We start from the raw sequence: 15,425 nt of genomic DNA on the forward strand, positions 1-15,425 counted from the left end.
GCAGCCTGGGACGGCGTGCGGCCGTCATATGTGCGCTGTGCACGAGCGCGGCGCTGACGCCCGGGGGTGAGACGCATCCCACACACGTCTTCTCATGATCGAAGACGCCCTCGGCGGCTACTCCAACTACTTCAACTGTTTGCCGCCTCAAGGAAAATGTAAGGTATTTCCGACGAAGAAGAAACCAGGCAGGTTGTCGCGCGGCATGTTGTCGTGATGCCGAACTTCGCATCAGGTTCGAGTCCCCTCCGCACGCTGCGTGACCAAAAAAAAAGCCCGACCTGAGGTCGGGCTCCAAAGTCGGCTGCGCCCTCCACAGGACGCAGCCCCTGCAAAACAGCGAGGCTACATGCGTTGCCGCGAGGCTCAAGCAGCCAGCAGCGAGCGCAGCACGAACGGCAGAATCCCGCCGTGCTTGTAGTAGTCGACTTCGATCGGCGTGTCGATACGCAGCAGCACCGGAACGCGCTTGTCGCCGTCCTTGCCGTGGATCACGAGCGTGACTTCCTGTTGCGGCTTGAAGTCGTCTCCGAGGCCTTCGATGTCGTACGTTTCTTCGCCGGTGATACCGAGCGACTGCACGCTATCCGAGCCCTTGAACTGCAGCGGCAGAACGCCCATGCCGACGAGGTTCGAACGGTGGATCCGCTCGAAGCTGCGTGCGACCACGGCCTTCACGCCCAGCAGCTGCGTGCCCTTGGCCGCCCAGTCGCGCGACGAACCCGTGCCGTACTCTTCGCCCGCGAACACGATGGTCGGCGTGCCGGCGTCGATGTACTTCATCGCCGCGTCGTAGATCGACAGCTGTTCGCCGCTCGGCTGGTGAATCGTCAGGCCGCCTTCGACGCGCGTGCCGTCCGCCTTTGCCGGGATCATCAGGTTCTTGATACGGACGTTCGCGAACGTGCCGCGCATCATCACGTCGTGGTTGCCGCGACGCGAGCCGTAGCTGTTGAAGTCGGCCTTCTGCACGCCGTTTTCCTTCAGCCAGCGGCCTGCCGGCGAGTCTTCCTTGATCGAGCCCGCCGGGCTGATGTGGTCGGTCGTGACCGAGTCACCGAAGATGCCCAGAGCGCGCGCGCCCTTGACCGGCGCGATGCTGGAGGCCGGCGTCATCGAGAAGTCCTTGCCGAAGAACGGCGGCTCGGCGATGTAGGTCGACTTCGGCCAGTCGTAGACCTGACCTTCTTCGCCCTCGATCTTGCTCCACAGGTCGCCCTTCTTCGTGAGCTGCGAGTAGTTCTTGCGGAACGCGTCGGCATCCATCGCGTACTTCAGCAGCGCGTTGACTTCGTCGCTGGTCGGCCAGATGTCGCCGAGGTAGATGTCCTTGCCGCCCTTGCCCTTGCCGACCGGCTCGGTCATCAGGTCGCGCGTGATGTTGCCGGCGATCGCGTACGCGACGACGAGCGGCGGCGACGCGAGGAAGTTCGCGCGGATGTTCGGGTGGATACGCGCTTCGAAGTTACGGTTGCCCGACAGCACTGCTGCCGCGACGATGTCGTTCTTCGTGATCGCTTCGTTCAGTTCCGGCGTCAGGTCGCCCGCATTGCCGATGCAGGTCGTGCAGCCGTATGCGGCCAGCGTGAAGCCGAGCTTGTCGAGGTACTTCAGCAGGTCGGTCTTCGTCAGGTACTCGGTGACGATGCGCGATCCCGGAGCCAGCGACGTCTTGATGTGCGGAGCAACCGTCAGGCCAGCCTCGACAGCTTTCTTCGCGAGCAGACCGGCGGCGAGCAGCACGCTCGGGTTCGACGTGTTCGTGCACGACGTGATCGCGGCGATCAGCACGTCGCCGTTCTTCACGTCGACGCCGTTGCTCGTCGTGTATTGCGCGTCGAGATCGGAGGCCTTTTTCGCGAAGCCGTTTTCAGAGACCGGCTTCGAGAACAGGTCGATGAAGGTCGACTTCACGTGGCCGATCTCGATGCGGTCCTGCGGACGCTTCGGGCCTGCCAGCGACGGCGCGACCGTGGCGAGATCCAGCGTGACGACCTTCGTGTAATCGATGTCGCCATCGGCCGGAATGCCGAACAGCTCCTGCGCCTTGAAGTAGTTCTCGAACGCGGAGATTTCCGCTTCCGTGCGGCCCGTGCCGTGGAAGAACTCGATGGTCTTTTCGTCGACCGGGAAGAAGCCCATCGTCGCGCCGTATTCCGGCGCCATGTTGCCGATCGTCGCGCGGTCCGGCACCGACAGCGAGCGCGTGCCTTCGCCGAAGAACTCGACGAACTTGCCGACGACCTTCTCCTTGCGCAGCAGTTCAGTGATCGTCAGCACGAGGTCGGTCGCGGTCACGCCTTCGATCAGCTTGCCCTTCAGGTGCACACCGACGACGTCCGGCGTCAGGAAGTACACCGGCTGGCCGAGCATGCCTGCTTCGGCTTCGATACCGCCCACGCCCCAGCCCACCACGCCGATGCCGTTGATCATCGTCGTGTGGCTGTCCGTGCCGACCAGCGAGTCCGGGTAGTACACGGTGTCCGCGCCGTCGGCCTTCTTGTGCACGCCGCGCGCGAGATATTCGAGGTTCACCTGGTGAACGATGCCGACGCCCGGCGGCACGACCTTGAACGTGTCGAACGCCTGCATGCCCCACTTCATGAACTGATAGCGCTCGTTGTTGCGCTGGAATTCCAGCTTCATGTTCAGGTCGAGCGCGTTCTTCTCGCGGAAGTGGTCGACCTGCACCGAGTGGTCGACGACGAGGTCCACCGGCACCAGCGGCTCGATCGACTTCGGATTCTTGCCGACGGCCTTCGCGACGCCGCGCATCGCGGCGATGTCGGCGAGCAGCGGCACGCCGGTGAAGTCCTGCAACACGACGCGCGACACGACGAACGGAATTTCATCGACGCGCGCCGCGTTCGGCTTCCAGTTCGCGAGTTGCGTGACGTGTTCTTCGGCGATTTTCTTGCCGTCGTAGTTGCGCAGCACCGATTCCAGCACGATACGGATCGAGACCGGCAGACGGTCGATTTTGAGGTTCAGAGCCTTGCCGAGTTGCGGCAGGGAGTAGAACTTGCCTTTGCCGGAACCGCTGTCGAATTCCTTGAGCGTTTTGTGGAGGTTGTGGGCCATGGTGTTTTCCTTGGTTTGGATCGCGGAACTACAGTACTCAGCCTAGATGACGTAAAGATCGACGTATTCATTGACCGGCGTCGCTTCGAGCTTGGCCTGGTCGAGCGAGACGTCGAGAATCGCCAGTTGTTGCTTGACCGGAAAGCGCCGCGCGAGGTTGGTCTTGAACTTCTCGACCAGCAACGGAATACCGTCCTCACGACGGCGCTTATGACCGATCGGGTATTCGACTACGACTTCCCCGAACTTCGACCCGTCGTTGAATTCGATCGTCAGTGCATTGGCGATCGAACGCTTCTCCGGGTCGTGATAATCCTTCGTGAACTGTGGATCTTCTACGCATTCCATTTTCGCGCGCAACGCATCGATACGCGAGTCCTGCGCCACTGAATCTTCGTAATCGGCAGCCGTCAGACGGCCGAAAATCAGCGGCACCGCGATCATGTACTGGATGCAATGATCACGGTCGGCCGGATTGTTCAGCGGGCCTTTTTTATCGATGATGCGAATCGCGGCTTCGTGCGTGCGGATCGTCACGCGGCGAATGTCTTCGACGCGCCGGCCTTGGCGCGAGAGCTGCGCATGCAGCGCGAGAGCGGCTTCCACGGCGGTTTGCGCGTGGAACTCGGCCGGAAACGAGATCTTGAACAGCACGTTTTCCATCACGTACGAGCCGTACGGACGCTGGAACCGGAACGCGTTGCCGTTGAACAGCACGTCGTAGAAGCCCCACGTTTTCGCGCTGAGCACCGACGGATAGCCCATCTCGCCGGTCTTCGAGATCAGCGCGAGGCGCACGGCGCGCGCGGTGGCGTCGCCGGCAGCCCACGATTTGCGCGAACCGGTGTTCGGCGCATGGCGGTAGGTGCGCAGCGCCTGCCCATCGACGAGCGCCTGCGATACCGCGTTGATCAGCTCTTCGCGCGTGAGGCCGATCAGCTGGCCGACCACCGCGGTCGACGCGAGCTTGACGAGCAGCACATGATCGAGCCCGACCTTGTTGAACGAGTTCTCGAGCGCGATGCAGCCTTGAATTTCGTGCGCCTTGATCATTGCGATCAGGACGTCTTTCATTGTCAGCGGCGCTTTGCCGGCTGCGATGGCGGTACGCGAGAGCCAGTCGGCCGTCGCGAGAATGCCGCCGAGGTTATCGGACGGATGGCCCCATTCGGCCGCGAGCCAGGTGTCGTTGAAGTCGAGCCAGCGGATCATCGCGCCGATGTTGAAGGCGGCCTGAACGGGGTCCAGCTGGAACGACGTGCCCGGCACCTTCGCGCCGTTGGGGACGATCGTGCCTGCCACGATTGGTCCCATCAGCTTGGTGCAGGCCGGGTAGGTAAGCGCCTCGAGTCCGCAACCGAGCGTGTCGATCAGGCAATGACGCGCGGTTTCCAGCGCGAGCGCGCTGTCGATCCGGTAATCCAGCACGTAGTCGACGATATCGACCAGGACGGCGTCCGGGGCGGGTCGTACGTTGGAGATCGGGGCGGACATCGGGGGCTTCCCTGGCGGCGAAAATCAGTTGCCGGTCTTGTTGATCGCGTTCGATTGCGTTGCAGCCGGCGCGCCCTGTTCCATCGCGACCGTCTTGCACTCGTCGGCGAGACGCGAGCTGTCCTTGTCCTGGAACAGCATGGCCTTCGTCGGGATCACGACGAGGTCCATACCGGTTGCTGCGTCGTGGAAGCGGTCAGCGCCCGTCGTGGTCGCTTCGCGCGGCAGGTTGTAGTTCTTGTTCGCCCAGTGAACCGTGACGATCTGGTCACGCTTCATGTCGCCTTTCATTTCGAAAGCCAGACCGTCCTTGCACGACCACTTTTCCGACCCTTCCGGGATCGGATCGACCTTCGCTTCCTTCACCGGATTAGCCTTGCGCTTGACGAGGCGGCGCGGCTCCGGGCGCTTGGCGACGGCCTTCTTCGTGGTGGTGGTGGCCGTGTCCGCAGCAGCGGCGTCAGTCGCGACGGTCAGCATCGTCGTAGACAGGGCGCCAATCATGGCGGCGATCATCAGCTTTTTCATGGAGAAAACCTTTCTATCAAATCAGTTAAACAGTGCGCGGACGACCGGTCCGGCGGCCGCGCGGGTTGAACTGCACGCGCTGTGGAGCGCACAGCGACCGCTATTTTCTCCTATTTAGCGGCACGTACTTTAAATTCTCGGGTCCGGTGTAATTCGCGCTCGGCCGGATGATCTTGTTGTCGACGCGCTGCTCGATGATGTGCGCGCTCCAGCCGGCCGTACGCGAGATCACGAACAGCGGCGTGAACATCGCGGTCGGCACGCCCATCATGTGGTACGACACTGCGCTGAACCAGTCGAGGTTCGCGAACATCTTCTTGGCGTCCCACATCACCGATTCGAGCCGATCGGCGATCGAGAACAGCTTCATGTTGCCCGCTTCCTTCGATAGCTTCTTCGCGACTTCCTTGATGACCTTGTTGCGCGGGTCCGAGATCGTGTACACCGGATGGCCGAAGCCGATCACGACTTCCTTGTTCTCGACGCGGCGGCGGATGTCGGCTTCGGCTTCGTCGGGTGTCTGGTAGCGCGACTGGATGTCGAACGCGGCTTCGTTGGCGCCGCCGTGCTTCGGGCCGCGCAGCGCGCCGATCGCGCCGGTGATCGCCGAATACATGTCCGAGCCCGTGCCCGCGATCACGCGGCCCGTGAACGTCGACGCATTGAACTCGTGCTCCGCGTACAGGTTCAGCGACACGTGCATCGCCTCGACCCACGCCTTCGACGGCTCGACGCCATGCAGCAGATGCAGGAAATGGCCGCCGATCGAATCGTCGTCGGTTTCGACCTCGATGCGCTTGCCGTTATGTGAATAGTGATACCAGTACAGCAGCATCGAGCCGAGCGAGGCCATCAGCTTGTCGGCGATATCGCGCGCGCCGGGCAGGTTGTGATCGTCCTTCTCCGGCAGCACCGTGCCGAGCACCGACACGCCGGTGCGCATCACGTCCATCGGATGCGCGGCGGCCGGAATCCATTCAAGCGCGGCCTTCACGTTGGCGGGCAGGCCGCGCATCGACTTCAGCTTGGTCTTGTAGGCGGTCAGTTCGGCCTGCGTGGGCAGCTTGCCGTGGACCAGCAGGTAAGCGATCTCTTCGAATTCGCACGCGCCGGCGATGTCGAGAATGTCGTAGCCGCGATAGTGCAGATCGTTGCCGGTCTTGCCGACCGTGCACAGCGCGGTGTTGCCTGCGGTCACGCCCGACAGCGCGACGGATTTCTTCGGTTTGAAGCCGCTTTGCGTTTCGTTGCCGCCTGTTGCGTCAGCGGCTTGCGTCGTCTCGCTCATGTTCCGCCTTCTCCTGTGTGCCGGCTCATCGCCGTCGCCGTTTGAAAAACGCGTCGCTTATGCCACTGACTGTCCGTTAGCGCCAACTTGCGCAAAGAGCGGCGCCGCTTCTTGCGGAACAGCGCGGCCGGTGCTCTGCGCGCGGCGCAGCACCGACCAGTAATAGCGGTAGCTCGCACGGTCGTGCAGCGTATCACCGTGACGCGTCGGGCCCCAATGCGCGGACTGCGCGGCCAACAGGATTTCGGTGGCCGTCGCGATTTCTTCGTCGCGCGGCGCGAACGCGGCGACGATCGCCTCGATCTGCGCCGGATGAATGCTCCACATGCGCGTGTAGCCGAATTCATTGCGGGCGCGCTGCGCGTCGTTCGCGACCACGCTCATGTCGCGCACTTCGGTGCTGACGTTGTGCGACGGCACCTTGCCGTACGCATGGCAGGCCGCCGAAATTTCGAGCTTCGCGCGCCGCACGAGCGGATGATCGAATTGGCCCGGCGAGCGCATCGCGGTATCGGGGATAGCGCCGTCGTGCGCGGAGACGAAGTCCATCAGGCCGAAGCTCAGCGCCTCGACGCCTGGCAGCGCGGCCAGTTCGAACACGCGCGTGAGCGCGCCGTGAGTTTCGACCAGCAACTGCACCGGCACTGGTTGCGCGATGCCGAGTTCGCGCCGCGTCGCCTCGATGAACGCGATCATTTCGGCGGCATCGTGGACGTTGCGAATTTTGGGCAGCGTGATGTAGGCGGGTGCCCGCTTTGCGGCGCGCAGAATCAGCCGCACGTCGTCGCGCCAGTGCGCGTGAGCGAAGTCGTGGATGCGTACGCCGACGCGGCCGAAGCGGTCATGCTCGCTGCCCAGCAGCGATGCGACCAGTTCCGCGTGCTCGGCCTCGCGGCCGACCTGCGCGCCGTCTTCGCAATCGAGCGTGATATCGAACACCGGACCGAGTTGCTGCTGTAACGCGAGCGACTTCAGCATCAGCTTTTCGCTTCCCGCGTAGTGGTCGCAGGCAGGCAGCACAGCGGGCGGCGCTTCGCCCTCAAACAGCACTTCGGCGGGTGTGAGAACGCGCATCTTCGGCGTGTGGGGCGTGGTGAGGATTAGGAATGTCGGATTCGGGTGTGCTCTGCGCAAGCGCGGTCGGGCGACGGCAAAGCACGTTCGAATCAGAGGCGAATGGCGACGATCGCAGCGCCATGCGCACGAAAAAAACCGGAACCCGCCGCGCTGACGCTTCGGAGTTCCGGTTCATCGGCATCAGATGATCAGATGCTTAGCCGAGCAGGTGCTGAACGCCGTCGCGCTCTTCCAGCAGTTCCTGCAGCGTGGCGTCCATCTTTTCGCGCGAGAACGCGTCGATTGCCAGACCTTCGACGCGCTTGTACTCGCCGTTTTCGCAGGTCACGGGCACGCCGTAGATGATGTCTTCAGGGATGCCGTACGAGCCGTCCGACGGGATGCCCATCGTGACCCACTTGCCGTTGGTGCCGAGCACCCAGTCACGCACGTGGTCGATCGCAGCGTTGGCCGCCGATGCCGCCGACGACAGGCCGCGCGCTTCGATGATCGCCGCGCCGCGCTTGCCGACGGTCGGGATGAACGTGTTGCGGTTCCATTCTTCGTCGTTGATCAGCTTGGTCAGGTCCTGACCTTCAGCCGTTGCGACGCGGAAGTCCGGGTACATGGTCGGCGAGTGGTTGCCCCACACCGCGAGCTTCTCGATCGACGCGACCGGCTTGCCCGACTTGGCCGCCAGTTGCGACAGCGCGCGGTTGTGGTCCAGACGCAGCATCGCGGTGAAGTTCTTCTTCGGCAGATCCGGCGCCGACTTCATTGCGATGTACGCGTTCGTGTTGGCCGGGTTGCCGACCACCAGAACCTTCACGTCGCGGCTGGCGACTTCGTTAAGCGCCTTGCCCTGAACCGTGAAGATTTCGGCGTTGGCCGACAGCAGATCCTTGCGCTCCATGCCCTTCGAACGCGGACGCGCGCCGACGAGCAGGGCGATGTCGGCGTCCTTGAACGCGACCTTCGGGTCGTCCGTGATCACGACGCCCGACAGCAGCGGGAATGCGCAATCATCCAGTTCCATCACGACGCCTTTGACGGCGGCTTGCGCTTGCGGCAGATCGAGCAGTTGCAGGATCACCGGCTGGTCCTTGCCGAGCAGGTCGCCATTGGCGATGCGGAACAGCAGGGAGTAAGCGATTTGACCTGCGGCGCCGGTGACGGCAACGCGCTTTGCGGGCTTAGCCATTGAGAAATCTCCAGGACGATGCGTTAGACGCTAGGGAAAACGCCATTCTATATGCGCGTTCAGCGAAGCGTTATGAAACACGGCGGAATTCACTGTTCGCGTGCGGGCTCGGAATGTGCCGAGACCGGGCGGCGCGTTGAGGCAAGACCGCCGTGCCGGAAATCCGTACTACCGAGCGGGACGGGATGGCCCAGGGCTTACGCCGGGGCCGCAACTGCACAGTGCGGGCTCCTGCGAACAGCGCGTTTCGGCGAGTGTCGGGCCAGCGGCTGCAACACGGAACAGCACGCGAATGCAACGGATGGCGGCGAATCGAAACCTGGACTGCGTAGGGGACGGCATGGTGCAGAGTGGCGGCCGGAGCGTCGCGGCGCTGCATCAAACAGCTGCCGCAAAATCCCGCAAACCCTTGCTCGACAAGGAGTGTAGGAGTCGAAACCGACAAAGTCAACAGTATCTTATGTCTTATATAAGACACATCTATCGAGGGGAAAACCCTAGACGTGCCCCGGCGCTTTATGATGAAATGCGCGCATGAATTCGAACCCGGCGAATCCTGTAAACCCGAATGGCCAGGGGGCCGCGGGCGAAGCTGTATCCGCTGTTTCCGCTGCTGCGTCGCCGACCTTCAGCCCCTTGTATCAGCAGATCAAGGGCTTGATTACGCAGAGCCTCGAAAGCGGCGAATGGAAGCCGGGCGAGATCATTCCTAGTGAAGTCGAACTGGCCGCGCGTTTCAAGGTGAGTCAGGGTACGGTGCGCAAGGCGATCGACGAGCTGGCCGCCGACAACCTGCTGGTGCGCCGTCAGGGCAAGGGCACGTTCGTTGCGACGCACAACGAGGAACGCGCGCAGTTCCGTTTCCTGAGATTGCTCGCCGACGACGGCGCGGAGCATCCGCACGTGAGCCGTCTGCTCGAATGCCGGCGGCTGCGCGCATCGGCGGAAATTGCCCGGCAACTCGATCTGAAGCCGGCCGATCCGGTCGTGCTGATCAAGCGTTTGCTGCAGTTCGACGGCGAAGTGACCGTGCTCGACGAAATCTGGCTGCCAGGCGCCGTGTTCCGCGGGCTCACACTCGAGCGGCTTTCAGAGTACAAAGGTCCCCTCTACGCGATGTTCGAGACCGAATTCGGCACCCGCATGATTCGCGCGACGGAAAAAATCCGCGCTGTCGCGGCGGAGCCTTCCGTGGCAGACCTGCTGCGTGTGCCGGCGGGTTTTCCGTTGCTCTCGGTCGAGCGCGTGTCCTATACCTATGGGGATCGGCCGGTTGAAGTCCGGCGAGGTTGGTATGTCACAACCGGGTATTACTATCAGAACGATCTGAGCTGAATCGGGCTGAAACGAGGCGCGGCGTCCCACACGCGTGCCGATCGGAAGGCGCTTTCATAGCGCGCGCAGCAAGGACCTGGCGTGGTTTTCGCTGCAGCGCGATATAAAAAGGCGCTAAAATTGCGGATTAGTGTGACTACATAGTAGGGGTCTAGCATGGCAGAAGCGGTAAAGAAACCGAGGCCGGAATTCCGGAACATCGGTATTGGGCAAATATTGACGGCATACCGTCTCCCGCTGGCGGGGCGCGTGTCGATTCTGCATCGTGTGAGCGGTGCCTTGTTGTTTCTTTTCCTTCCGTTCCTGCTGTTCCTCTTCGATCAGAGCCTGACTTCCGAACTGAGCTTCGAAGTCTTCAAGGGCTTCCTCTCCAACATCATCGTCAAGCTGATCACGCTGGTTCTCGCGTGGGCTTTCCTGTTCCATTTCTGCGCCGGCATCCGTCACCTCTTGATGGATACGAATCACGATGCCGTGTCGAAAGAAAAGGGCAAGTCGACCTCTATCGTCGTGTTTGTCGTGTCGTCGCTGCTCACCATCGCATTCGCGGCAAAACTGTTCGGAGCATTCTAAAAAATGGCAGCCAATAACCGAATCGGTTCGAAGCGTCTCGTCGTCGGCGCGCATTACGGTCTACGCGACTGGCTCGCGCAACGCGTCACCGCCGTCGTGATGGCGGTGTACACGGTGATTCTGCTCGCGTGGTTCTTCCTCGCGCGCGACTTCTCGTACGACGGCTGGGCGTCGATCTTCGCGACGCAGTGGATGAAACTCGCCACGTTCGTCACGCTTCTCTCGCTCTTCTACCACGCGTGGGTGGGTGTGCGCGACATCTGGATGGATTACGTGAAGCCCGTTGGCACGCGTCTCGTCCTGCAGGCGCTGACGATCCTCTGGCTGCTCGCATGTGCGGGCTACGCTGCGCAGATTCTCTGGAGAGTATAAAAGCATGGTTGCAATCAAGAATTCTCTGCCGCGTCGCAAGTTTGACGTGGTTATCGTCGGCGCGGGCGGCTCGGGGATGCGCGCGTCGCTGCAACTGGCGCGCGCCGGTCTGTCGGTATGCGTGCTGTCCAAAGTGTTTCCGACGCGTTCGCACACGGTCGCTGCTCAGGGCGGCATCGGCGCTTCGCTCGGCAACATGAGCGAAGACAACTGGCACTATCACTTCTACGACACGATCAAGGGCTCCGACTGGCTCGGCGACCAGGACGCGATCGAGTTCATGTGCCGTGAAGCACCGAACGCCGTCTACGAACTCGAACACTTCGGCATGCCGTTCGACCGTAACGCCGACGGCACGATCTATCAGCGCCCGTTCGGCGGCCACACCGCGAACTACGGCGAAAAGCCGGTGCAACGCGCTTGCGCAGCGGCTGACCGTACCGGTCACGCGCTGCTGCACACGCTGTACCAGCAGAACGTTGCTGCCAAGACGCAATTCTTCGTCGAATGGATGGCGCTGGACCTGATCCGCGACGCCGACGGCGACGTGCTCGGCGTGACCGCGCTGGAAATGGAAACCGGCGACGTCTACATCCTCGAAGGCAAGACCACGCTGTTCGCCACAGGCGGCGCAGGCCGGATCTTCGCGGCATCGACCAACGCGTTCATCAACACCGGCGACGGCCTCGGCATGGCGGCCCGTTCGGGCATCGCGCTGCAGGACATGGAATTCTGGCAATTCCACCCGACCGGCGTGGCCGGCGCGGGCGTGCTGATCACCGAAGGCGTGCGCGGCGAAGGCGGTATTCTGCGTAACTCGAACGGCGAGCGTTTCATGGAACGCTACGCGCCGACGCTGAAGGACCTGGCGCCGCGCGACTTCGTTTCGCGTTCGATGGACCAGGAAATCAAGGAAGGCCGCGGCGTGGGTCCGAACAAGGATCACGTGCTGCTCGACCTGTCGCACATCGGCGCCGAGACGATCATGAAGCGTCTGCCGTCGATCCGCGAAATCGCGCTGAAGTTCGCGAACGTCGACTGCATCAAGGAGCCGATCCCGGTCGTGCCGACCATCCACTACCAGATGGGCGGTATTCCGACGAACATCAACGGCCAGGTCGTCGGTACGCCGAAGGGCCACGAAGAAGTCGTCAACGGTTTCTACGCAGTGGGCGAATGCTCGTGCGTGTCGGTGCACGGTGCGAACCGTCTCGGCACGAACTCGCTGCTCGACCTCGTGGTGTTCGGCCGCGCTGCCGGCAATCACATCGTCAAGCACGTGAAGGAACTGAAGGAACACAAGCCGCTGCCGGCAGATGCAGCCGACTTCGCGCTGTCGCGTCTGGCGAAGCTCGATAGCTCGTCGTCGGGCGAGTACGCCCAGTCGGTCGCGAACGACATCCGCGGCACGATGCAGAAGCACGCTGGCGTGTTCCGCACCTCGGCGCTGCTGGCCGAAGGCGTCGAAGCCATCCGCGAAGTGGCGGCACGCGTCGACAACATCCATCTGAAGGATAAGTCGAAGGTCTTCAACACGGCCCGCGTCGAAGCGCTGGAAGTGGCGAACCTGATCGAAGTGGCACGCGCCACGATGGTCTCCGCCGAAGCGCGCAAGGAAAGCCGTGGCGCGCACGCGCATAACGACTTCGAACATCGCGACGACGAAAACTGGCTGCGCCATACGTTGTGGTTCAGCGAAAGCGATCGCCTCGACTACAAGCCGGTGCACATGAAGCCGCTGACCGTCGAATCGGTTCCGCCGAAAGCGCGTACCTTCTAAGGCACAAGTCAAAGGAATTCAGAGAAATGGCCAAGCGTACATTTGAAATTTACCGCTACGATCCGGACAAGGACGCCGCTCCGCGCATGCAAACGTACGAGATCGAAATCGACTCGCACGAACGCATGCTGCTCGACGCGCTCGTCAAGCTGAAGGCGCTCGACGAAACCCTGTCGTTCCGTCGCTCGTGCCGCGAAGGCGTGTGCGGTTCGGACGCAATGAACATCAACGGCAAGAACGGCCTCGCGTGCCTGACGAACCTGAACGACCTGCCGCAGAAGATCGTGCTGCGTCCGCTGCCGGGCCTGCCCGTCGTGCGTGACCTGATCTGCGACTTCACGCAGTTCTTCAACCAGTATCACTCGATCAAACCGTACCTGATCAACGATACGCCGCCGCCGGAAAAGGAACGTCTCCAGTCGCCGGAAGAACGCGACGAGCTCGACGGCCTGTACGAATGTATCCTGTGCGCGAGCTGCTCGACGTCGTGCCCGAGCTTCTGGTGGAATCCGGACAAGTTCGTCGGCCCGGCCGGTCTGCTGCAAGCCTACCGCTTCATCGCGGACAGCCGCGACCAGGCAACCGGCGAGCGCCTCGATAACCTGGAAGACCCGTATCGTCTGTTCCGTTGCCACACGATCATGAACTGCGTCGACGTTTGCCCGAAGGGCCTGAACCCGACCAAGGCAATCGGCAAGATCAAGGAATTGATGGTTCGCCGCGCTGTCTAGTATCAATGAGCCCCGCGCTCCCTGGCGCAGGCTGTCCCCGAGAGGGCAGTCAGCGCGCCTGGGCGCGGCGCGGGGTGTACCGACATGACCGATACATCGCATCAGTCCGACCCTCTCCGCCGCGCGCGTCTTCGCTGGCGCGCACGGCGGGGCCTGCTGGAAAACGACCTGATTTTCGAGCGTTTTTTCAGCCGATATGAGCATGACCTCAGCGATGCCGACGTTGGCGCACTCACGCGCCTGCTCGAGCTGAGCGATAACGACCTGATGGACTTGCTGCTCGCACGCAAGGAACCAGAAGGCGATCTAGCCGACCCGGACGTGGTCCGGGTTCTGGAGTTGCTGCGCAATGCTTGAGCGCCGCCAGTCCGTTGTTCCAGGCGTGCAATTATCGAAACCCTGTATCCATACTTCGATTGAGGATGTGCTATGACCCCGTCAGATGTTAAAGCCACGCTATCGTTCAGCGACAATTCGCCGAGCGTTGAAATGCCGATTTACAAGGGCACGATTGGCCCGGATGTAATCGACATTCGCAAACTGTACGGCCAGACCGGCAAATTCACGTACGACCCGGGCTTCATGTCGACGGCGGCGTGCAATTCGGCGATCACCTACATCGACGGCGACAAGGGCGAACTGCTCTACCGCGGCTACGCGATCGACAACCTCGCGCAGAATGCCGACTTCCTCGAAACCTGCTATCTGCTGCTGAACGGCGAACTGCCGAACGAAAAGCAGAAGACCGAATTCGTCGGCACCGTCACGAAGCACACGATGGTGCACGAGCAGATGCAGTTCTTCTTCCGCGGCTTCCGTCGCGATGCGCACCCGATGGCGATTCTGGTTGCCGCTGTCGGCGCGCTGTCGGCGTTCTATCACGACTCGCTCGACATCAATAACCCGCGTCACCGCGAAGTGTCGGCGATCCGCATGATCGCCAAGCTGCCCACGCTGGTCGCAATGGCGTACAAGTACAGCATCGGCCAGCCTTTCGTGTATCCGAAGAACGACCTGTCGTACAGCGCAAACTTCATGCGCATGATGTTCTCGAATCCGTGCGAAGAGTACGTGGTCAACGACGTGCTGGTGCGCGCGCTCGACCGTATCCTGATCCTGCACGCGGACCACGAGCAGAACGCGTCGACGTCGACCGTGCGTCTCGCCGGTTCGTCGGGTGCGAATCCGTTCGCGTGTATCGCGGCGGGTATCGCGTGTCTGTGGGGCCCGGCGCACGGCGGTGCGAACGAAGCCGCACTGAACATGCTGGAAGAAATCGGCTCGGTCGACAACATTCCCGAGTTCATCAAGCAGGTGAAGGACAAGAACTCGGGCGTGAAGCTGATGGGCTTCGGTCACCGCGTGTACAAGAACTATGATCCGCGCGCGAAGCTGATGCGCGAAACCTGCCACGAAGTGCTCGAAGAGCTGGGCCTGCACGACGACCCGCTGTTCAAGCTGGCGATGGAACTCGAAAAGATCGCGCTCGAAGACGAATACTTCGTGTCGCGCAAGCTGTACCCGAACGTCGACTTCTACTCGGGTATCGTGCAGCGCGCGTTGGGCATTCCGACGTCGATGTTCACGTGTATCTTCGCGATGGCACGCACGGTCGGCTGGATCGCGCAGTGGAACGAAATGATCGCCGATCCTGAGCAGAAGATTGGTCGTCCGCGTCAGCTGTTCGTCGGCGAGACGCTGCGTCAAGCGAAGCCGATCGCACAGCGCTAAGCGCTGATCGACCGCGATACGCGCGCCTGGCCGCGGCATTCGTGCCGCGCACAAGCGCGAAATCGGAGTAAATAAAACGCCTCAACGGGTCTGCCGTTGGGGCGTTTCTGTTTCTGCGGCCGCCGCGGATCGTGCATGCGGCGCATTGGCGCCGCCGCTCGCCGATGCTTGCCGGGTAACACCGATACAGGTATTGGCACTACCAGCCAACCCCATGTTTTTTATCGGTTTTTTCGCTGTTTAAGCAGCCCATCG

General features: G+C 62.1%; 13 protein-coding genes. 7 read left to right on the top strand and 6 right to left on the bottom strand.

What is annotated here, in order from left to right:
- Positions 1-366: 366 nt before the first annotated feature.
- The 6 genes from acnA to AB3X95_RS29930 all read right to left on the bottom strand — a co-directional run bounded on the left by acnA (position 367) and on the right by AB3X95_RS29930 (position 8,648).
- Positions 367-3,081 carry an aconitate hydratase AcnA gene (acnA, locus tag AB3X95_RS29905; protein ID WP_176123367.1) on the bottom strand — a complete coding sequence of 905 codons (2,715 nt, stop codon included), beginning with the start codon at positions 3,079-3,081 and terminating at the stop codon, positions 367-369.
- 42 nt (positions 3,082-3,123) lie between these two features.
- Positions 3,124-4,575: a bifunctional 2-methylcitrate dehydratase/aconitate hydratase gene (locus AB3X95_RS29910; RefSeq protein WP_176123366.1), complete on the bottom strand. Its 1,452-nt coding sequence runs from the start codon at positions 4,573-4,575 to the stop codon at positions 3,124-3,126.
- Positions 4,576-4,599: 24 nt separating this feature from the next.
- Positions 4,600-5,103, bottom strand: coding sequence for a hypothetical protein (locus AB3X95_RS29915; protein ID WP_013092926.1), 504 nt, complete (start codon positions 5,101-5,103; stop codon positions 4,600-4,602).
- Positions 5,104-5,203: 100 nt separating this feature from the next.
- Entirely contained in the window at positions 5,204-6,391 is a 1,188-nt protein-coding gene (gene prpC, locus AB3X95_RS29920; RefSeq protein ID WP_368623251.1) for a 2-methylcitrate synthase, read from the bottom strand.
- A 57-nt stretch (positions 6,392-6,448) separates the two neighbouring features.
- Positions 6,449-7,465, bottom strand: a complete 1,017-nt coding sequence (locus AB3X95_RS29925; protein ID WP_368623252.1) for a CoA ester lyase — start codon at positions 7,463-7,465, stop codon at positions 6,449-6,451.
- 199 nt (positions 7,466-7,664) lie between these two features.
- A complete protein-coding gene (locus AB3X95_RS29930; RefSeq protein WP_013092929.1) occupies positions 7,665-8,648 on the bottom strand; it encodes a malate dehydrogenase in 984 nt (327 codons plus the stop codon).
- A gap of 534 nt (positions 8,649-9,182) precedes the next feature.
- Here AB3X95_RS29930 and AB3X95_RS29935 point away from each other — a divergent pair.
- The 7 genes from AB3X95_RS29935 (at position 9,183) to gltA (ending at position 15,170) form a co-directional block, all read left to right on the top strand.
- The gene (locus AB3X95_RS29935) at positions 9,183-9,983 is read left to right on the top strand and encodes a GntR family transcriptional regulator (RefSeq protein WP_176367558.1); all 801 of its coding nucleotides are present in this window, start codon (positions 9,183-9,185) and stop codon (positions 9,981-9,983) included.
- A 156-nt stretch (positions 9,984-10,139) separates the two neighbouring features.
- The gene (gene sdhC / locus AB3X95_RS29940) at positions 10,140-10,556 is read left to right on the top strand and encodes a succinate dehydrogenase, cytochrome b556 subunit (RefSeq protein WP_013092931.1); all 417 of its coding nucleotides are present in this window, start codon (positions 10,140-10,142) and stop codon (positions 10,554-10,556) included.
- A 3-nt stretch (positions 10,557-10,559) separates the two neighbouring features.
- Positions 10,560-10,928, top strand: coding sequence for a succinate dehydrogenase, hydrophobic membrane anchor protein (gene sdhD / locus AB3X95_RS29945; protein WP_013092932.1), 369 nt, complete (start codon positions 10,560-10,562; stop codon positions 10,926-10,928).
- Positions 10,929-10,932: 4 nt separating this feature from the next.
- Positions 10,933-12,708: a succinate dehydrogenase flavoprotein subunit gene (gene sdhA / locus AB3X95_RS29950; protein WP_176123363.1), complete on the top strand. Its 1,776-nt coding sequence runs from the start codon at positions 10,933-10,935 to the stop codon at positions 12,706-12,708.
- Between the two features lie 26 nt (positions 12,709-12,734).
- Positions 12,735-13,439: a succinate dehydrogenase iron-sulfur subunit gene (locus AB3X95_RS29955; RefSeq protein ID WP_008924387.1), complete on the top strand. Its 705-nt coding sequence runs from the start codon at positions 12,735-12,737 to the stop codon at positions 13,437-13,439.
- 84 nt (positions 13,440-13,523) lie between these two features.
- A complete protein-coding gene (locus tag AB3X95_RS29960) occupies positions 13,524-13,796 on the top strand; it encodes a succinate dehydrogenase assembly factor 2 (protein ID WP_008924386.1) in 273 nt (90 codons plus the stop codon).
- A gap of 72 nt (positions 13,797-13,868) precedes the next feature.
- The gene (gltA, locus tag AB3X95_RS29965) at positions 13,869-15,170 is read left to right on the top strand and encodes a citrate synthase (RefSeq protein ID WP_176107167.1); all 1,302 of its coding nucleotides are present in this window, start codon (positions 13,869-13,871) and stop codon (positions 15,168-15,170) included.
- Positions 15,171-15,425: the final 255 nt, after the last annotated feature.

Source organism: Paraburkholderia sp. BR13444 (assembly GCF_040948755.1).
In the GTDB taxonomy this organism is placed as follows: Bacteria; Pseudomonadota; Gammaproteobacteria; order Burkholderiales; family Burkholderiaceae; genus Paraburkholderia; species Paraburkholderia youngii.